Annotated in this window: 15 protein-coding genes; 6 read left to right on the top strand and 9 right to left on the bottom strand. The window is 71.6% G+C overall.

Going from position 1 to position 18,421, the window contains the following annotated elements; genetic code table 11:
• Positions 1–102: 102 nt before the first annotated feature.
• Entirely contained in the window at positions 103–1,029 is a 927-nt protein-coding gene (locus tag ABH935_RS46985) for an alpha/beta hydrolase family protein (protein ID WP_370384519.1), read from the bottom strand.
• A gap of 29 nt (positions 1,030–1,058) precedes the next feature.
• On the bottom strand, positions 1,059–1,985 hold the full coding sequence (locus ABH935_RS46990; protein ID WP_370384520.1) for an alpha/beta hydrolase family protein: 927 nt from the start codon (positions 1,983–1,985) through the stop codon (positions 1,059–1,061).
• Between the two features lie 152 nt (positions 1,986–2,137).
• Between ABH935_RS46990 and ABH935_RS46995 the strand changes: the two genes are divergently transcribed.
• Positions 2,138–2,725, top strand: coding sequence for a TetR/AcrR family transcriptional regulator (locus ABH935_RS46995; protein ID WP_370384559.1), 588 nt, complete (start codon positions 2,138–2,140; stop codon positions 2,723–2,725).
• A gap of 19 nt (positions 2,726–2,744) precedes the next feature.
• Here ABH935_RS46995 and ABH935_RS47000 read toward each other — a convergent pair whose 3' ends face one another.
• From ABH935_RS47000 to ABH935_RS47010, 3 genes are read right to left on the bottom strand one after another with little or no spacing between them, the layout of a single operon-like run.
• Positions 2,745–3,932 (bottom strand): glycosyltransferase, encoded by a 1,188-nt coding sequence (locus tag ABH935_RS47000; protein WP_370384521.1) that lies wholly within the window; start codon positions 3,930–3,932, stop codon positions 2,745–2,747.
• The gene (locus tag ABH935_RS47005; protein WP_370384522.1) at positions 3,929–4,681 is read right to left on the bottom strand and encodes a DUF2334 domain-containing protein; all 753 of its coding nucleotides are present in this window, start codon (positions 4,679–4,681) and stop codon (positions 3,929–3,931) included. Before ABH935_RS47005 ends, ABH935_RS47000 begins: the two co-directional genes overlap by 4 nt.
• Entirely contained in the window at positions 4,682–5,914 is a 1,233-nt protein-coding gene (locus ABH935_RS47010; RefSeq protein WP_370384523.1) for a glycosyltransferase family 4 protein, read from the bottom strand.
• Positions 5,915–6,106: 192 nt separating this feature from the next.
• Here ABH935_RS47010 and ABH935_RS47015 point away from each other — a divergent pair, with 192 nt between their 5' ends.
• Together ABH935_RS47015 and ABH935_RS47020 are read left to right on the top strand one after the other, a co-directional pair.
• The gene (locus ABH935_RS47015; protein WP_370384524.1) at positions 6,107–6,454 is read left to right on the top strand and encodes a VOC family protein; all 348 of its coding nucleotides are present in this window, start codon (positions 6,107–6,109) and stop codon (positions 6,452–6,454) included.
• A gap of 897 nt (positions 6,455–7,351) precedes the next feature.
• Positions 7,352–8,224, top strand: coding sequence for a DsbA family protein (locus ABH935_RS47020; RefSeq protein WP_370384525.1), 873 nt, complete (start codon positions 7,352–7,354; stop codon positions 8,222–8,224).
• A 12-nt stretch (positions 8,225–8,236) separates the two neighbouring features.
• Here the strand turns inward: ABH935_RS47020 and ABH935_RS47025 are convergent, their stop codons facing one another.
• Together ABH935_RS47025 and ABH935_RS47030 are read right to left on the bottom strand one after the other, a co-directional pair.
• Positions 8,237–8,440 carry a hypothetical protein gene (locus ABH935_RS47025; RefSeq protein ID WP_370354810.1) on the bottom strand — a complete coding sequence of 68 codons (204 nt, stop codon included), beginning with the start codon at positions 8,438–8,440 and terminating at the stop codon, positions 8,237–8,239.
• A gap of 199 nt (positions 8,441–8,639) precedes the next feature.
• Positions 8,640–8,987 (bottom strand): hypothetical protein, encoded by a 348-nt coding sequence (locus ABH935_RS47030; protein WP_370384526.1) that lies wholly within the window; start codon positions 8,985–8,987, stop codon positions 8,640–8,642.
• Between the two features lie 422 nt (positions 8,988–9,409).
• Between ABH935_RS47030 and ABH935_RS47035 the strand changes: the two genes are divergently transcribed.
• A complete protein-coding gene (locus tag ABH935_RS47035) occupies positions 9,410–13,987 on the top strand; it encodes an HAD-IC family P-type ATPase (protein WP_370384527.1) in 4,578 nt (1,525 codons plus the stop codon).
• 13 nt (positions 13,988–14,000) lie between these two features.
• Here ABH935_RS47035 and ABH935_RS47040 read toward each other — a convergent pair whose 3' ends face one another.
• The gene (locus ABH935_RS47040; protein WP_370384528.1) at positions 14,001–14,315 is read right to left on the bottom strand and encodes a hypothetical protein; all 315 of its coding nucleotides are present in this window, start codon (positions 14,313–14,315) and stop codon (positions 14,001–14,003) included.
• Between the two features lie 117 nt (positions 14,316–14,432).
• Here ABH935_RS47040 and ABH935_RS47045 point away from each other — a divergent pair, with 117 nt between their 5' ends.
• The gene (locus tag ABH935_RS47045; protein ID WP_370384529.1) at positions 14,433–15,134 is read left to right on the top strand and encodes a flavodoxin family protein; all 702 of its coding nucleotides are present in this window, start codon (positions 14,433–14,435) and stop codon (positions 15,132–15,134) included.
• A gap of 159 nt (positions 15,135–15,293) precedes the next feature.
• Complete coding sequence (locus ABH935_RS47050; protein WP_370384530.1) at positions 15,294–17,579, top strand: serine/threonine-protein kinase; 2,286 nt, start codon at positions 15,294–15,296, stop codon at positions 17,577–17,579.
• Positions 17,580–17,583: 4 nt separating this feature from the next.
• On the opposite strand, the gene ABH935_RS47055 is transcribed toward ABH935_RS47050, so the two are convergent.
• Entirely contained in the window at positions 17,584–18,333 is a 750-nt protein-coding gene (locus ABH935_RS47055; protein WP_370384531.1) for a TetR/AcrR family transcriptional regulator, read from the bottom strand.
• Positions 18,334–18,421 lie beyond the last annotated feature (88 nt).

Consider the following 18,421-nt stretch of genomic DNA (forward strand, 5'->3'; position numbering starts at 1 on the left):
GGCCCGGGCCCGGCCCGCCGCGCCGGCGGGCGGCGGGGGGGGGGGGGGGCGCGGGGGGCGGGGGGGGCCGCCCCCCCCCCCCCCCCCCCGCCGGTCTCACCGCTACTTCGAATCGATTCGCCCGACCGTGTCAGCATCCTGAGCCGCGGCCGTGCTCGCCGCCGCGAAGCTTCCCGCGTCCACGGCGAGCGCCGTGCGCAGGTAGGCGGTCGTCACGCGCTGGATGAGCGCGACGCGCTCGGGGTTCTCGTCGGTGGTCTCGGCCGAGGAGTAACCGACGATGCCGCCGAGCGAGTGCTCGCCGCCGAAGAGCGTCAGCAGGTGCTGGGCGCCGGGGCTCATGAAGTAGGCGTCGGTGAACCAGTCCGGACCGCGCGTGGACAGCTGCGACTGGTCGTTGTCGCCGGTGACGATGAGCGCCGGCGTGGTCAGGTCGCTGAAGTCCGGGTGCATGAAGGAGAAGTTCTCCGCCGCGAACGGTGACAGGCTCTCGCCGGTTCCGGTCAACGACAGCAGCACGCCGGCCGTCACGCGCTTGTCCGCGAAGTCCTCCCCCGGAACACCTGCGGCGTCGAGCACGCCGGCGCCGAGCAGCGTGCTCGCCGTCTGCGCGCCCCACGAGTGGCCGGCGACGGCTATGCGATCAGCGTCAACACGGCCCGCCAACCCGGGCACGGCTGCCACCAGCGTGTCGAGATCGTCGATGACCCGCGTAAGGTCGTCAATCCGGATACGCCAGATGTTCGGGTAGCGCGGATCGTCCGGGGTGACGGCGAGGGTGCGGGAGTCCAGGTGCGTCGGTTGGAGGACGACGAAGCCGTGCGCGGCCCAGAAGTCCGCCAGCGGTGCGTACTTGTCCAACGAGCCGCCGAAGCCGTGGGAGAAGACCACGACCGGCAGCGCGCTGCCGGTCACCGGCGCGGACACCCGCACCCGGAGGTCGTCGCCACGCTCCGGCACGGCGAGGACGACCGGCTTGACCGAGACGATCGCGGTCGCGGCGCCTATCGCAGAATCCAGATTCGTCATGATGATGGTGCAGCCTTATCTCTAGGGAATTACTTGCTGTCGACGCGCCCGAACGCGTCCGGGCCGGTGGCCAGCGCCTCTTGCGCCACCCGCCACGCGTCGTCGCCGGGGAACAGCTGCGAACGCAGGTAGCCCGCCGTCAGCCGGACGACCGCCGCGACCATCTCAGGGTTCTCATCAGTGGTCTCCGCCGCGTCGTAGCCGGCGATGCCCCCGAGGCCGTGCTCCCCACCGAAGAGCGTGAGCAGGGTCTTGGGGCTCGGGGCCAGCGTGTACGGATCGACGTGCCACTCCGGACCGATGTCCGTGAAGTGCCGCGAGTCGTCCTTGTCCCCGGCGACGACCAGGGCCGGCGTGGTCATCGTCGCGAAGTCGACCGAGCGGAAGACCGGCACGATGGACGCCCGCGGACCGTTCAGCGCGTCGCCGCCACGCCCGGGAGCGGCCAGCAGCACTCCGGCCTTGATCCGCGGCTCGGCGAGATCCGCCGCCTCCCCGGTGCCGGGATCGACTCGGGCACCCAACAGCAGACTGGCCGTGAAGCCACCGAGCGAGTGCCCGGCGACGGCGACCTTCTCCGCGTCGAGCCGCCCGGCCAACTGGGGCACGGCCTGCTCGATGAGGGAGAGCCGGTCGAGGATGTGCGTCATGTCCTCGGCCCGCGACCGCCAGAACAACGGCCCGTCGGGATGGTCGGCGACCCGGTGACTCAGGGTCCTGGAACTGAGGTGCGTGGGCTGGATGACCACGAAACCCTGCGCCGCCCAGGCATTGGCGAGCGGCCCGTAGCCGTTGAACGAGGACAGGTTGTTGGATCCGCCGTGCCCGTGGGACAGCAGGATCACCGGCAGCCCGGTCCCGACGGCGGGCGCCGAGACGCGGAGTTCGAGATCGACCGGACGGCCGGGAACGGGCAGCACCACCGGGCTGTAGGACAGAACGGGGAACGTGCTCATGAGAAGACTCCCTTCTACGCGCTACCGCTCAGCTCGGCTAAGCTGAAACGGAACGCTTCTCCGGTTAGTATCCGGAACCACGTTCCGCTTTGTCAACGCGCGTCGGAAGGAACCCTGTGCCCACTGAGCCCGCTGTGCCCCTTGAGCCCTCTGTGACGCCGGTGACGCCTGCCCAGCCGGAGCCCCGCAGCAAGCGCTCCGACGCCGCCCGCAACGAGCGGACGCTGCTCGCGGCAGCGGCGGAGGTGTTCGTCGCCTCGGGCGTGGACGCCCCGATCCGGCAGATCGCGGCCAAGGCGGGCGTCGGGGTCGGCACGTTCTACCGGCACTTCCCGACCCGCGCCGACCTGATCACCGCCGTCTACCGGCACCAGATCGAGGAGTGCGCGGCGGCCGGACCGACCCTGCTGGCCGAAGCCGACTCCCCGTTCGAGGCGCTGCGCCGGTGGATCGACATGTTCACCGACTTCCTGGTCACCAAGCACGGCCTGGCCGACGCCCTGCGCTCGGACGCAGGCACCTTCACCACGCTGCACACCTACTTCCTCGACCGCCTCGGACCGGTCGCCGCGTCGCTGGTCGAGGCCGCGGTCGCCGCCGGTGAGATCCGCTCGGACATCAGCGCCTACGAGCTGATGCGCGGGGTCGGCAACCTGTGCGTCGGGCGGGATCTCGACCCGCGCTACGAGCCGCGACGACTGATCGCGGTGCTGCTGAACGGTTTGCGGACGCCTGTGTAGCTCCGGCGCGAGAACCGCCTCAACCGATCCTGCGCCGTCGCAGCCCCCGCCGCTTCAACCGACTCAGGTTCCGCTCCCGCGCGGCCAGCGACACGTGCACGTCCAGCATCGAGGCGACCGTCGCCGACCACGGGAACTGCTCGGCCCGACGGCGCGCGGCAGCCCGCCTTTCCGCCTCCGGCCAGGCCAGGATCCCGGCCACGGCACGCGCCATGTCCTCCCCCGTGCACGCGGCCGTCAGTCCGGCACCGGCCGCCAGCAACTCGCCCGCGCCGCCGGTGTCCGCGGTGACCACCGGCGTGCCGCAGGCCAGCGACTCCAGGACCGTGAGACCGAACGTCTCCGCCGGTCCCGGCGCGATGACGACGTCCGCGGCCGCGATGCGCTCGGCCAGCTCGACGCGGTCGGACATGTGGCCGTGGAACGTGACCGGCAGGTCGGCGGCGAAGCGTTCCAGTTGCTGGCGCTGGGTGCCGGAGCCGTAGACGTCGAGGTGCACCGCGAGGTTGTCGGCGACCAGGGCCTTGACGGCCGCGATGGCCGCGATCGGGTTCTTCTCGATCGACAGCCGTCCGCTGTAGACCAGCTGCCAGGGATGCTCTCCGGTCCCCCGGGGCACCTCGGAGCGCTCCGGGCTCGGGACCCGGCACGGCCGGAAGGTGTCCAGATCCACCCCGAGCGGAATCTCGCGCAGCAGCGCGCCGTAGCCGTCGAACTCGCGCCCGGCGAAGGCCGAGGCGACCACGATCGCGTCGAACCGCGTCGCCAGGCGCCGCGAGCGCCGATGCAACGCCGGTTGCAGCGCGCGGTGGCTGGCGCGCCAGGCGTGCGGAAACCGGGCGGCGGCGACCGCGTCCAGCCGCTCGTGCGAGATCAGCACGGCGCCGACGCCGCGCTCGCGGGCCCAGGGGCCGGCGGCGGCCAGCGTCGCCTTGTCCGAGACCTCCACCGAGTCCGGCTGCAGTTCCTCCAGCAGGTCCTTCACCGGCGAGAAGCGCGGGATCATCCGGTACCCGCCGCTGACCGGCAGGCTCGGCAGCGTGACCACGAGCCCTGACTCCCCCTCTTCCCGCGAGTGGCGCTGGCCCGGGATGACCAGCACCCGCTCGTGCCCCGCCGCCATGTACCCCCGGCCCAGCGCGTCGACCACCGTACGCAGGCCGCCCGAAGTGGGGCTGTAGGCGTTCGCGAGCTGGACGATCCTCACGGGATCGGAACCGCGGCGCCGCGCATCACGAGGCCGGAGTAGGTGCCGGCCCGATAGCCGGCGGCCAGTGCCTCGTCGATGACGGCGAGCGTGGTCGCGCGCAGTCCCGGATGCAGCAGGTCATCCGGGTGCAGCGCGACCCGGAACGAACGGCCGCGCCGGGCCATGGCGGCGGCCGACTTGTGCATGAGGCGCGCGGCGAAGAGCTCGCCGGTGCCACCGGGACGGTGCGACAGCGCCGGGAGCGCGTAGCGCCGTTCGGTGATCAGGTCGTGGACGAACAGGTGCGACGAGGAATACCGCAGCCCGACGCGGCGCAACGCCTGGTACGCCCCCGGAGAGGCGAGCCAGCCCGGCGGGTGGAAGCCCACCGGTTCGATGTCGAGGGCGGCGAGCTCGGCCAGCCCGGCCGACAGGCGCGCGGTGGCCTCGCGAACGTCCAGCGCCGCGAACTCGGCCGCACCGCGCGCGACGAGCTGCGCGACGGCGCGACGCAACGGCGGGCCGGACGGTCCGGCCTTGTGCGCCCAGCCGTGCAGCGCCAGCTCGTGTCCCCGGGACGCCGCGTCGTGCAACGAGGCAACCAGATCAGGGCTCTGACTCAGCCGGGAGCCGCGCCACGGCCCCGGGATCACCAGCAGGGTGGCCGGAACGCCGCGGGCGTCGAGGTCGGCCAGCCAGCGCTCGGTGGCCGAAGCGCTGGCCGGGGCGATGTCGTGGATGGAGACGAGTAATTGCGGGCGGGGCATTCACGCCGCCGTTTCGAGGCCGGCCGGCGACGCGGAGTCCTTGCCTGCCTTACCGGTCGCCGCCTTGCCCGCAGCGGCGTTGGCCTCGACGGTGGTGGTGATCATTCCGGCCTCCGCCGCGGCGGCGACCCGGCCGCGGCCACTGACGGCCGAGTTCAGGTGCGCCATCAGCTGGTCGCCGACCGTGTCCCAGGTGCGGGACTCGACCTCGGCGCGGGCGTTGGCCCCGTACTCGGTCCGCAGCTCGTGGTTCGCGGCCAGCCGCATGACGGCGGCCCGCAGCTCGGAGACCGAATCAGGGTCGTACAACACCCCGGTGCGGCCAGGGGTGACCAGGTCCAGCGGACCACCGGCGGCCGGTGCCACCACCGGGACCCCGCTGGCCATCGCCTCCTGCACGGACTGGCAGAAGGTCTCGTCGGCGCCGGTGTGGATGAACACGTCCAGGCTCGCGTAGGCGCGGGACAGCTCATGGCCGTCCAGGAACCCGGTGAACGTCGCGGTCGGCAGCGCCTCCCGCAGCTTGCCCTCGGCCGGCCCGTCGCCCACGACCAGCAGCCGCACACCGGGCAGCCCACTGAGGTTCGCCAGCAACTCGACCCGCTTCTCCGGGGCGAGCCGGCCGACGTACCCGACGACGGTCTCCCGGTCCGGCGCGACCTCGTGCCGCAGCATCTCGTCCCGGTAGCGCGGGTGGAAGCGCTCGGCGTCGACCCCCCGCCGCCACAACGCCAGACGCGGGATCCCGTGCTCGTCCAACGCCTTCAGTGTCGCCGTCGACGGCACGAGGGTGAGGTCGGCCTGCGAATGAATCCGCCGTAGCCACGACCAGATCACCTTGTCCGTGCCGCGCAGACCATAGCGCTTGACGAAGCCCGCGATGTCGGTCTGGAACACCGCGACGCACGGAATGCCCAACTTCCGCGCGGCGGTGGCCCCAGCCGACCCGAGGCTGAACGGCGAGGCGAGGTAGACGACGTCAGGCTGGAACTCACGCAGCTTGCCAACCAGCCGCGCCATCGGCATCCCGACGACGAACGACCGGTACCCCGGCAACGCGAACCCCCCAACGGAGACGACCTCATGCCCGGCGTACCGCTCTGGCCCCGGCTTGGCCGCGATGACGAGCGCCTCGTGCCCTCGTGCGGCGAACTGTTCCAGGACGCGGCAGACCGAGTTCGTGACCCCGTTCACCCGGGGCAGAAACGATTCGGTGATGACGGCTATACGCACGCTGCTCACGATGAGGGCGCCAGATGGAACGCGGATATTAATAACACGAGGACACGCACAACCTGAGGTGAAAGATAGGGGCCGCGATCAGCCACCCGGACCGCTGTCACATCCACACGACCCCAGGCGTCAGTGTGGCAGCGACCCAAACCGGGCGCCGAACACACGAACGACCACCGACAAGGATTCACCATGAAGCTCGCCAGCATCTCCGGCCTCACCTGCCAGTCCACCGACCTGGACCGCACCGTCACCTTCTACGAAAGCCTCGGCTTCCGCCTCGGCAAGCGCGAGAACGACCAGGCGACGCTGTATGTGAACTGGTTCTGGGTGACCTTCACGGCTACCAACGGCCCGATCGAGCCGGGAACAGCCTCGGCGCTCCACATCAAGGTCGACGACATCCAGGAGGCCCACGCCGAGGTCCTCGCGGCCGGGTACAAGCCGACGAGCGAGCCGACCAAGCGGGCCGGTGGCGGCCTGGAGTTCGAGCTGGCAGACCCGGACGGGTACCGGCTGGTGCTGTTCTACAAGAAGTGAGCGGGGCGACCGGCGGGGCGGCAGTCGGGCTGGCGCCGCCAGGCTGCCGACCTCGATGAGGACCGGCGCCTTGGCGGCTGCGGGTAGTGACGGGCCAGCGCGACTGGCGATGTCGTTAGGGGGTCCGAAGGACCATGCGGGGTGTTGGTTCTGGGTCCCTCGCCGCGTCGGCGGGCTCTGCCAACCTGCCCGGTTTGGCGGTGTCAAGCCGAACGAGGCTGCACCACAGCAACAGCGATGCGGCTTGATTCCGCCAAACCGGGCTGGTTCCGTTTACGGCGACGACGCGGCGAGGGACCCAGAACCCCGGCGACCACAAGCAACACCGCCACCGACCAACGCGGCGCAGGCAACAGCGGATAGAAAGCCGACCAGTCGCGGACCGCCGCCAAACCGCCGGACGCGAGGGTCGCCCCCTCGCTGTAGAGCGCCCGCCGGAGGCCTCAAGGTGCCCACCACACACGACGATTGCCGCCTACGCAACGTGTGCGCAGTGACTCGGACTCATGCGCGGTCTTGGTCACGAACACCGCCAGCCGCCAGCGCACCGCCGCACAGACTTGAACCGCCGCGCGGTCGTGTTCGCGCATACCGCCGGCCGCCAGCGCGACTCGTGGCGCACAACCGAACTGCGTCCCCCTGCGAGGTCATCAAACCTTAGGCGAAGCCGTAAAGAATCGCCTGTAAACCACACACCAACCGCACCTCGGGCAGCCCACCGAACCCCAAGCCCGGCACCGGCACCAGCACCAGCACCCCGCACCGCACCGCACCGCACCGCACCGCCCACACACATACACACACCGCACCCGCTCCCCGCATGCAACCTCCCGAGCCGAACCGTAGGTTCTGTCATTTCGTGAGGTGTTTCGTACCGCGACCAGAGCAGGGTGCCCGATGAGTCAGAAAAGCGCAGCTCAGAACAAGTCAGCCAACAACAAAAACCAGTCCCCACGCGACCGCATAGCCGCCACCCAGCAAGCCCAGCGTCACCGCACCCGCCAACGCACCCACCACCGCACCCGCCAACGCCGCCGCCTCGGCATCCTGGCCGCGGTACTGCTAGTACTCGGCGTCACCACAGCCGTGGGAGTCGCGGTAAGCGCTTCGTCGAGCAAGCCGCAGGCGTACAGCGTGCCGTCAAACGGAACGGTGGTCATCGACAAGTACGCCGATCCGTCCAACAAACCTACGGCGCTCGCCTTCGGCCCGGCCTCCGCGCCGCACACGCTGACCATCTACGAGGACTTCCGCTGCCCCTACTGCAAGAGCCTGGAAACGGATTCGTCATCGGTCTACAAGACCTACGCCGCCGCCGGCACCCTGCGCGTGCTGTTCCATCCCGTCACGCTGATCGACGCCAACAGCAACGGCAGCGGCTCGTTGTGGTCCGGCGCGGCCTCGGTGTGCGCGGCAACCGTCGGGAAGTTCGACGAGTACCACGACGCCCTGTACGCCAACCAGCCCGACGAGACGAACGACGCCTACAACAGCACCGCGAAACTGATCGCCGTCGCGAAACAGGTACCGGGGCTGGACAGCCCGGCATTCGAGTCCTGCGTCACGTCAGGCACCTACAAAGGCCTCGTACAGCAGAACATGGCCGACTTCAACACGCTGCGACTCGGCGGCACCCCGACCCTGATGCTCGACGGCAAGCAGCTGAACCTTCCGGCGTCGCTGTACAAGCTCTCCGCCGACGGCACGCAGGTCGTCGGCTCCAATCCCGCAGTGCTGAAGCAGGTGCTTCAGGCGGCGGGGCTTCCGTAGAAAAGAGACAGGTCAGCCGAACGAAATGCGCATCTCGCCCTCGCGCATCTCGACATCCACGCCACGCGCCACCCGGACCGCACCCGCGACGAGCACCTGCGCCAGCGGTCCGGCACCGGCCAATGCCGCCGCCGCGACCAGACAGGGTTCGGCCAGGGCGGAGACGAGCCGGGTCGCGTCACCGATCGTGGCCGGAAAGGTGAATGTGATCGACATGCGTCCTCTCCGCTTCGCTGTTCTACGAAGCAGTACAGACGCACCGGCGCGTGGCGGCCACCAGCTGCGGGTGAACGTTGGTGGGCCAGATCTCCAGCACCGATCAACCAAATCGACATCGTCGACGATGTTTGACGCCGGAAACACCGACGACATCGATGATTAGTCGCTTCCGCCGTGGGGGTGCGGAAGCGGCGGACTAAGCGCTTTTCTTCGAATCCTGCTTCGATTCCTGCGCCGGCTTCAACGGACCCCAGCGCCGCAGAGCCGCCAGCCCCAGCCCACCGACCGCCGCGACCGGCCACTCCACGGCCCCGATGACCGCCAAGCCACCGACGGCGACGTAGGCCGGGATGCCGTTCCTGTTCTGCGCGACCTTCTTCACCGCGGTCACCGGCAGCGTCGCGGCCTTGACCGCCAGACCGACGGCAGCGGAGTCCAGCGGGATCGTCACCGAGATGCGGTTGCCGGACTCTTCGGTCTTCGGGCTGGTCTTCTGGCTGGTCTTCGGGTCGGCCTTCGGTTCGGCCTTCGGTGAGGACTGCACAGGCTTTTCCGCCTCCGGCTTTGTCATGTCGCTCGCATCGCTCGTGTCGCTCGCGGTGGCCTTGCTGGCCGCATCGCTCTCGCTGGTCGCGCCTGTGTCCTTCGGCACAGTAGCCGTAGCAGCCGTCCTAACCGCCGGCTTCGGAGCACTTGTCACCTTCGCCCCATTCGCCGCACCCACCGGCGCCTCAACAGTCTCACTCTGACCCTGACTCTCCCCCTCCCCCGCCCCGCCGCTGCTCGCCGCAGCCGTCTTAGCCGCCCGCGTGCGCGGCTTAGCCGCCGTCGTCTTCTTCGCCACCGCCATTGCTTTCACCCCTTCTCAGTCGGGCTCCGGTAGAGCCGTAGACTCACCAAGTTATAGGCACTTCGTACGAGGCCCAACGTTAGGGTGAAAACCGTGTGACGAAAAAGGGAGTTGAGATGTTCTTCGGAATGGGCCGGGTCGCCGTGGGCGCCGCCCGCATAGCCGCCGCCTCCACCATGGGCGCGGTCGACGCGGTCGGGTCCCTGGCCGGCGGATCGCGCGGGGCGGTCGAGGCCGTCCGCGGGATCGCCGAGACCGGTCCACGCCGCGCGCGCCGCCGGATCTGGGCCGCGGACGGCCGGGCCCACATCGAGGTCAAGGGCCTGACCGGCGCCGGCGACCGGCACCACCAGCTGCGCGAGCATCTCACCGGAACCCTGCGGGAGCTCAAGGGCGTGCGCTGGGCCGAGATCAACGCGGTGACCCAGCACATCCTGATCGACTTCGACGAGCAGGAGCTCGACGTCGAGGGCATCATCGAGGTGATCGAAGCCGCGGAAGAGGCGCACGACACCGACGAGGAGACCTTCTCCCGCACCAAGCCCGAGCACCCCTCGGCCGACGCGCCGGTCAACCTCGCGATCATCTCCCTGGCCGCGGACGCCGTCGGCCTGACCGTCGCGGTCGCCGGCCGTGTCATGCGCCTGCCGGCCGTCCCGCAGGCGCTGCGGGTGCCGCTGCTCATCGCCGAGACCACGCCGCGCATCCGGCACGTCGTCGAGGAGCGCATCGGCCGCACCCACACCGAAGCCCTGTTCGCGGTCAGCAACAGCACCCTCAACGCGCTGACTCAGGGCCCTGAGCCGATCCTGATCGACAGCACGCACCACGCCCTGCGCTTCGCCGAAGCCCGCGCCCGACAAGCGGTATGGCGCCGCCGCGAGCGCGAACTGGTCGGCGACGGCTCCGGCCTGCCGACCGAGGTCCGGCGCCGCTCCGAACGCCCCGCGCCCTACCCGGAGGGCCCCGTCGAGAAGCTCGGCGACCGCGCGGCCCTGGCCTCGCTGATGGGCGCTGGCGGCGTCCTGGCCGCCACGCGCGACCCGGGACGCGCCGGGGACCTGATGCTGGCCACGATGCCGAAGGCTGCCCGCCTGGGCCGCGAGGCGTTCGCCTCGATGCTGGACTGGGAGCTGTCGCGGCACGGCGTGGTCCCGATGGACGTCTCCAGCCTGCGCCGCCTGGACCGGATCTCTTTGGTGGCCGTCGATTCCTCGGCCCTGTGCACCGACCGCCCGCGCATCCTGAGCGCCGTGGCGACCGACCCGGCGACCACCGACCGGCAGATCTGGGCCGCGGCCGAACAGGCCCTCACTTCCCCCGACCCCACCTCCCCCGACGCGCCACGCTTCACCGGCGCGGGCCCCTGGAGCATCGGCGACTGGCGCTTCGAGAAGCCGCACGACGCGCTCGACGGCGCCATCGGCAGCCCGGTCGCGCTGACCCTGGACGTGCTGACCCCCGACGGCGAGCGCCGCGGCCGGATCCGCGTCGGCGTCGAGACCGACCCGCTCGCCGACGCGCTGCTGGCCGCCGCGCGGGACGCCGCCTCGCACGTGGTGCTGACCGAGCACGACAGCGTCGGGGACCTGCTGCCCTGGGCCGACGAGGTCGTGGCCCCCGGCGCGCCGCTGGTGGACTACATCCGCCTGATGCAGCTCGGCGGCAGCGGCGTGCTGGCGATATCAGGGCACGACGACGACGCGCTGCACGCCGCCGACATCGGCGTCGCGGTCGTCGCCGAGGGGCGGCCGGTGTGCTGGTCGGCGGAGTTGTTGTGCGGACCGGGGCTGAGCCAGCCGTGGCGAGTGCTGCGCTCGGTGCAGACCGCGCGGCAGGTCAGCGAGCGCTCGGCGCGGCTGGCGGTCGGCGGGTCCGCGCTCGGCGCGCTGCTGGCGGTGACCGGACGGCGCCGCCCGACGCGTCCGCTGACGCTGAGCCCGGTGCACAGTGCGATGGCGGCCGCGATATTCGGCGGAACGTTGAGCGCGCTGCGCGTGGCGCGGCAGTCGCCACCAGAGCCGTCGGTGCGCGGGAACTGGCACGATCTGACGGCCCGCGAGGCGTTCGAGCGCATAGAGCTTGCCCGATCACAGCAGTCGGTGGAAATCGCGCCGCGCGGACGCGTCACCGCGCTCACCGATGCCGGACGCGAAACGGTGCGGCTGCTCAACGGTCTCCCGCTGGCATCGCAGACCACGCAGTTGGTCGGGGCGGTCGCCGAGGAGTTGCGCGACCCGCTGACTCCGGTGCTGGCGCTGGGCGCCGCGGCCTCGGCGATAGTCGGGTCCGGCGTGGACGCGCTGCTGGTGACCGGCGTGATGGCCGGGAACGCGGTGATCAGCGGGGCGCAGCGGATGCGCGCCGAGCAGGCGCTGCGGCGGCTGTTGATGGGTGAGCAGATCGTGGCGCACCGCGTCGAGTGGCAGCCTTCTGATACCGCTGCTGCGGGCGACACCTGGCTCGCAGGGCTCGAAGACGCCCCGATCCTCGACGTCCCAGCCGACGGACTCCGGGTCGGCGACATCATCCGCCTCGGCCCCACCGACGTGGTCCCGGCCGACGTGCGCCTGCTGACCGCGCAGGACCTGGAGGCCGACGAGTCCAGCCTCAACGGCGAGTCACTCCCGGTGGCCAAGCTCCCGGCCGCGACGCCGGGCGCGGACCTCGACGAGCGCGCGTGCATGCTCTACGAGGGCTGCACGATCCTGGCCGGCAGCTGCTTCGCGCTGGTCGTGGCGGTGGGTCAGGACACTGAGGCCGGGCGCGCGGCAGCGGTCGCGGGCTCGGCGCCGCCGCCGGCCGGCATCCAGGCCCGGCTGGCCGAGCTGACGCGGATCGCGTTGCCGGCGGCCGGGATCGGCGGGATCGCGGTGACCGGGCTGTCCGCGCTGCGCGGCGTGCCGCTGCCGCGCGCCGTGGCGTCCGGGGTGGCCGTCGCGGTCGCGGCGGTGCCCGAGGGGCTGCCGCTGGTGGCGACGGTGGCCCAGCTGGCCGCCGCGCGCCGGCTGTCGCAGCGCGGAGTACTGGTGCGCTCGTCGCGCACGCTGGAGGCGCTGGGCCGCGTAGACACGGTCTGCTTCGACAAGACCGGCACCCTGACGCAGGGCCGGCTGTCGGTCACGCGGCTCGCGGACCTCGACGGCGACCTGCCGCTGGACGGCGAGGAGGGCGGCCGGCTGCTGCGCTACGCGGCGCGGGCCTGCCCGGTGGTCGAGGAGGGGGCGGCGCGCCGGCTCGCGCACGCCACCGACGGCGCGGTCGTGGAGGCCGCGCATCAGTACATCGGCCGCGACGAGCAGTGGAACCTCATCTCGGAGCTGCCGTTCGAGACCACGCGCGGCTACGCGGCGTCGATCGGGACCAACAGCACGCGGCTGACGCTGGCCGTCAAGGGCGCGCCGGAGACGGTCCTGGACGTATGCACGCAGGTGCGCACGCGGGACGGCGGTGTCAGCCCCCTGACTGCCGCGCGCCGTCGCGACGCGGTGGCGGCGACGACCCGGCTGACCGGCAAGGGCCTACGCGTGCTGGCGATCGCCGAAGCGCACCCGGTGGTCGAGGACTTGGTCGAGGACCCGGCCGAGCTCGACGTCGCCGCCCTGGTCACCGAGCTGACGCTGATCGGCTTCGTGGCCATCGCGGACACCCCGCGCCCCACCTCGGCGCAGGCGATCACGGACCTGACCGCGGCCGGCGTGCGCATCACCATGATCACCGGTGACCACCCGAACACCGCGACCGCCATCGCCGAGCAGCTCGGCATCCCGGAGGCGCACCTGGTCCTCACCGGCCCGGAGTTCGACCGGCTGAGCAAGCGCGAACGCGCCGAGCGCGTCGCGCACACCACGGTGTTCGCGCGGGTGTCGCCGGAGCAGAAGGTGCGCGTGGTCCAGGCGCTGCGCGAGGCCGGCCGGATCGTGGCGATGACCGGCGACGGCGCCAACGACGCCGCAGCGATCCGGCTGGCCGACGTCGGCATCGCCATCGCGGGCCACGGCTCGGCCGCCGCCCGCGCCGCCGCCGACCTGGTCCTGGCCGAACCGGACCCGGCGCGCATCACCGACGCCCTGCGCGAGGGACGCACGCTGTGGGGGAACGTGCGCGACGCGGCGTCGATCCTGGTCGGCGGCAACGCCGGCGAGGTGGCGTTCACCGTCCTGGGCACCGCGATCGCGGGCCGCGCGCCGCTGGGCACCCGGCAGCTGCTGCTGGTCAACATGCTGACGGACATGCTCCCGGCGCTGGCCGTCGCGCTGGCGCCCGCGCGCCCGAACAGCGGCGAGGACCCGCTGGCCTCGGGCCCGGTGGGCAACCTGTGGGACTCGGAGTTCCAGCGCACGCTGGCGATCCGCGGCGGCGCGACCGCGCTCGGCGCGGGCCTGGCGTGGGGCATCGGCCGCGCGTCGGGGCGTCCGCGCCGTGCGGAGACGATGGGCCTCGGCGCGCTGGTGGGGACGCAGCTGGGGCAGACGCTGCTGGCGGCGCGGCACAGCCCGCTGGTGATAGCCACGGCGGCGGTCTCGGCGGTGGCGCTGATCGCGGTGGTGGAGACGCCGGGCGTGAGCCAGTTCTTCGGCTGCACGCCGCTCGGGCCGGTGGCCTGGGGGACGGTGCTGGCTTCGGCGGCCACCGCGACGGCTGCCGGTGTGGTCGCGCCTCGGGTGCTGGAGCGGGCGGGGTGGAAGGCGTAGCGCGAGCGGAAAGCTAGTCCTGCCAGTAGAACAGCAGCTCAGCCACTGTCAGATCGCTCCGATGGCCGAAGTAGTACACGCACAGGTCGGTGACCCGGATCGCCGCGACCTCCCCGTCGATCCACTGGAATCCTGCGGTCTCCAGGACTGCCCGGGCCGCCGGATCGTGCTCGCCGGAGTACTCCCGCGCGTAGCGTCCCAGGGTGCTGATGGCCAGGTTGCCGCTTCCGACGGTGACGACGTGGTACGTCCCGTCGCCCTGGTAGTGGTGCTGACCGGCGCGGCCGAGCCGGCCCTCGTGAACCCACGGCGAGGCGGCGAGGACCACCAGCTTGGGGACGACAGTCCGGTCGCCGAGCCGATGTTCCGCACCCGCAGATGCTACGGGCCCGGTGATCGAGAAGGTCTCGTGTAACGCCAGGCAGGCACGCCGACACAGAACCGCATGCGATTCGACGACCTCCGGGCCCTGTTCATCAACTGCACGCTCAAGCGCTCCCCCGAGCTCAGCCACACGCAGGGGCTGATCGATGTCAGCGCGCGCATCATGGAGAAGCACGGCGTGACCGTCTCCCATGTGCGCGCCGTCGACCACGACATCGCCACCGGCGTGTGGCCCGACATGACCGAGCACGGCTGGGCGTCCGACGCCTGGCCGGGCATCCAGGAGCAGGTGATGGCCGCCGATATCCTGGTGCTCGGGGGCCCGATCTGGCTCGGCGATAACAGCTCGGTGACCAAGCGTGTCATCGAGCGCCTCTACGGCAGTTCCGGAATCCTCAACCCCGCCGGGCAGTATGCGTACTACGGACGCGTCGGCGGCTGCCTGATCACCGGCAACGAGGACGGCGTCAAGCACTGCGCCATGAACGTCCTCTACAGCCTGCAGCACCTCGGCTACGCCATCCCCCCGCAGGCCGACGCCGGCTGGATCGGCGAGGCCGGTCCCGGACCCTCCTACCTGGACCCCGGCTCCGGCGGGCCGGGGAACGACTTCACCAATCGGAACACCACGTTCATGACGTGGAACCTGATGCACCTGGCGCGGATGCTGAAGGACGCCGGCGGGGTCCCGGCGTACGGGAACCAGCGCTCGGCCTGGGACGCCGGGTCGCGGTTCGACTTCGAGAACCCCGAGTACCGGTAGGACGCGACGTGGTCGGCCGGGCGCCCGGCGCGTAAACGCACCGCGAACCCGAAACCCCCCGATGGGCGATAGGGTTGGAGGGCCATGAGCTCAGATCCGCTCCGATCTGTTCGCGTCGACCATGTGCCCGTGTGCGGCGGGGGAAGTAAGGGAACTGTTATGAACGCCGACCCCGAGCAGGGGCAGCCGACGACCGTGCCCGATCCGACCGCGTCTGCGAAGACCCCGCCCGAGAAGACCCCGCCCGAGGCGGCTGAGTCTGAAACCGCTGAGACTGAAACCGCCGAGTCTGACGCAGAGTCGACTGAACCAGAATCAGTCGACTCGGAAACGACGGAGACCGAAGCGACGGCGGAGACATCGGAGCCGGAACCGGCCGAGCGCGAGATCGCCGAGCCGGAGCCCGAGCCCGAGGCCTCACCTGAGCCCCTCGACCTCGAAGAGCCCGACTTCCTCGACCCCGACCCCGTCGTCCCCACCCCCCGCGCCGCCTCGACCCCCCTCGTCGCCGGCCGCTACCGCCTGGTCTCCGAGATCGGCGGCGGCGCCATGGGCGTGGTCTGGCGGGCCCGCGACGAGGTCCTGGGCCGCGACGTCGCCGTCAAGGAGCTGCGTCCCGACCACGGCATGAGCGGCGCGCAGGTGCGCACCTCACACCAGCGCGCCCGGCGCGAGGGCCGGATCGCCGCGCGGTTGCAGCATCCGAACGCCGTCGTCATCTACGACGTGGCCGAGCACGACGGCCGCCCTTACCTGATCATGGAGTACGTCCCCTCCCAGAGCCTCGGGGACATCCTGGCCACCGGTGCGGTGCTCACCCCGACCGAGGTGACCAGCATCGGCGCGCAGCTGGCCTCGGCGCTGACCGCCGCGCACGAGCGGGGCATCGTGCACCGCGACATCAAGCCCGGCAACGTGCTGATGACCGCCGACGGCACCGTGAAGCTCACCGACTTCGGCATCTCCCGGGCCGCCGGCGACGCGACCGTCACCGCGACCGGCGAGATCCTGGGCACCCCCGCCTACACCGCGCCGGAGGTCGCGCAGGGGCATCCGGTCGCGTTCCCGGCCGACGTCTTCTCGCTCGGCGCCACCCTGTACGCCGCGGTCGAGGGCACCCCGCCGTTCGGCGAGGACCACAACGCCATGGCCACGCTGCTGCGCGTGGTCCGCAACGAGATCCGGCTCCCGAAGCGCTCCGGGCCGCTGACCGACACGATCATGCGGATGCTGAGTCCGGAGCCCGTGGACCGGCCGACGATGAAGCAGGTCTGGCAGGGTTTGGACGCGCAGTCGTTCAAGCCGCTCCCGGTCGCCGACATCAGGGTGTCCGCCCCGGTGACGAAGGCGTTCGAGGCGCCCTCGCCGACGCTCGTGGTGACGGATCCGTTGTCCGCGAAGCGCATGGCCGCCTCGTCAGAGGCGGCCCCGAAGGCGCCGTCCGCCGCCGCGACGCCGACAGCGACACCGGCGCCGGTCCTGGAGCCCCTGCCGACTCCCACGCCGACCCCGAGCTCGATATCGTCCCGGGTCACGGCGCCGAACGCGCCCTCGAACCCGGCCCCGACCTCGCCGCCGACCGTGCCGCCGACCACGCGGCCGACCCCGGCCTCGACCCCGGCGACGTCCCCATCGCCGACCGCCTCGTCGTCGGCGATCCAGGGCGCGACACCGACCTCGGCCATGACCGCGCCGCCGACCCGCGACACCGCGAAGTCGGCGCCCGCACCGGCACTCGCCGCCGCGAAGTCCGTCGCGAAGACCCCGCCGCCCCCGACCTCCGACCGCCCGGCCACGAACCCGACGTCCCCGCCCCCGGAGCGCCGCTCGCGCAGTCGGATGCCGCTCGCGATCGCGATCTGCGTCGTCGGCACGGCGGTCCTGATCGCGGCCATCGTCGTCGCGATGAACTCCGGCGGCTCCTCGCCGAACCAGCCGGTCGCCCACGGCTCGACCACCTCGAAGCAGTCGACCCCGACCACGTCGACGACGAGCTCGGGCCAGGCCGCGGCGCCGTCCGGCACCCCGTCGGGCCCGTCGACCACGGGCTCGACCGCGCCGTCCACCTCCGCGACCACGTCGTCGTCGAGCCCGACGTCCAGCGCCTCCACCCCGTCGACCGCGCCCACCGACGTCGCGACCCAGCTGAGCACGTTCGTCACGAACTACTACGGCCTGCTCCCGGGCAACCTCAACGCGGCCTGGCCGCAGATGACGGCCGCCTACCAGACGAACGTGGCCCGGGGTTTCAGCAACTACCAGTCCTTCTGGAACGGCTACCAGCAGGTCACGATCTCGGACGTGGTGGCCACCCCGCCGTCCACGGTCGTCGCGACCATCCACTACGTCGGGAAAGACGGCACCCACACCGACGAGCGCACGTCCTTCGGGCTGGTCAAGGACGGCAACAGCTGGAAGATCGACACCAGCCACGTCATCGGCTAGCCGATCAGGCGCCTGATTCGGGAACCCCGGCCAGCAGGCTCTCGGCGATGAACCCGAGCACCTTGTCGGTCACCAGCCGGATGTCCTCCTCCGGCGCCGCCCGAAGCGGTCCCTGCTCGATCAGCACCGCCAGACCGTGCACCGTCGACCAGACCGGGAACTCCACGCCCTCCCGCCGCCGCGGATCGAGCAGCCCGACCTCGACCAGCTCGTCCAGCACGTCCCGCAGCTGCGCCAGCGGGGTCCGGTCCGAACCCGTCGCGTTCGCCGGAATGAAATAAGGGTGCTGCTCCGGCACGGCGAAGGCCGTGGCGAACAGCTTCGGCTCCGTCCGCGCGAAGTCCAGGTAGGCGGTGCCGACCGCCGCCATCCGCCCGAACGCGGCGTCGGCGTCGCCGCGCTCCCCCGGCACGGCCGCCACCGCCGCGGCCATCCGCGTGCCGAGCTCGTCCATCGCCGCCGCGCACACCGCCGCCAGCAGCTCGTCGCGGTCGGCGAAGTGCCGGTAAGCGGCGTTCGGCACGACCCCGACGATCCGGGTCGCCTCGCGCAGCACCACGGCGTCCGGTCCGCCGGCCCGGGCCAGCTGCAGCCCCGCGGCGATCAGGCCCTCTCGGACCGCGCCGCGCGGGCGCCGCGCCGTGCTCCGGGGCCCGGCGGCGGGCCGGGGACCGCCCGTGGACCGAGAACCGTTGTCAGACCGGGAACCGGCCGTCGAGCTGGGGTTCTCGGCGGCGGATCGCTCGGTGTCCATGCGCTCACGGTATCAATGTGGACAGCGTCCACCTAGTCGAGTTAACGTGGACAGTGTCCACTACGGCCCCGCCGCCGACTCCGACCGA

Origin of the sequence: Catenulispora sp. GAS73 (genome assembly GCF_041262085.1) — a bacterium.
Classification (GTDB): domain Bacteria; phylum Actinomycetota; class Actinomycetes; order Streptomycetales; family Catenulisporaceae; genus Catenulispora.

Excerpts from the sequence above, each read along its gene's own strand:
- ABH935_RS46990 (WP_370384520.1), bottom strand. The coding sequence starts at position 1,985 with ATGAGCACGTTCCCCGTTCTGTCCTACAGCCCGGTGGTGCTGCCCGTT.
- ABH935_RS47035 (WP_370384527.1), top strand. The coding sequence starts at position 9,410 with ATGTTCTTCGGAATGGGCCGGGTCGCCGTGGGCGCCGCCCGCATAGCC.
- ABH935_RS47005 (WP_370384522.1), bottom strand. The coding sequence starts at position 4,681 with ATGCCCCGCCCGCAATTACTCGTCTCCATCCACGACATCGCCCCGGCC.
- ABH935_RS47050 (WP_370384530.1), top strand. The coding sequence starts at position 15,294 with ATGAACGCCGACCCCGAGCAGGGGCAGCCGACGACCGTGCCCGATCCG.
- ABH935_RS47045 (WP_370384529.1), top strand. The coding sequence starts at position 14,433 with ATGCGATTCGACGACCTCCGGGCCCTGTTCATCAACTGCACGCTCAAG.
- ABH935_RS47055 (WP_370384531.1), bottom strand. The coding sequence starts at position 18,333 with ATGGACACCGAGCGATCCGCCGCCGAGAACCCCAGCTCGACGGCCGGT.
- ABH935_RS47025 (WP_370354810.1), bottom strand. The coding sequence starts at position 8,440 with ATGTCGATCACATTCACCTTTCCGGCCACGATCGGTGACGCGACCCGG.
- ABH935_RS47020 (WP_370384525.1), top strand. The coding sequence starts at position 7,352 with ATGAGTCAGAAAAGCGCAGCTCAGAACAAGTCAGCCAACAACAAAAAC.
- ABH935_RS47015 (WP_370384524.1), top strand. The coding sequence starts at position 6,107 with ATGAAGCTCGCCAGCATCTCCGGCCTCACCTGCCAGTCCACCGACCTG.
- ABH935_RS46985 (WP_370384519.1), bottom strand. The coding sequence starts at position 1,029 with ATGACGAATCTGGATTCTGCGATAGGCGCCGCGACCGCGATCGTCTCG.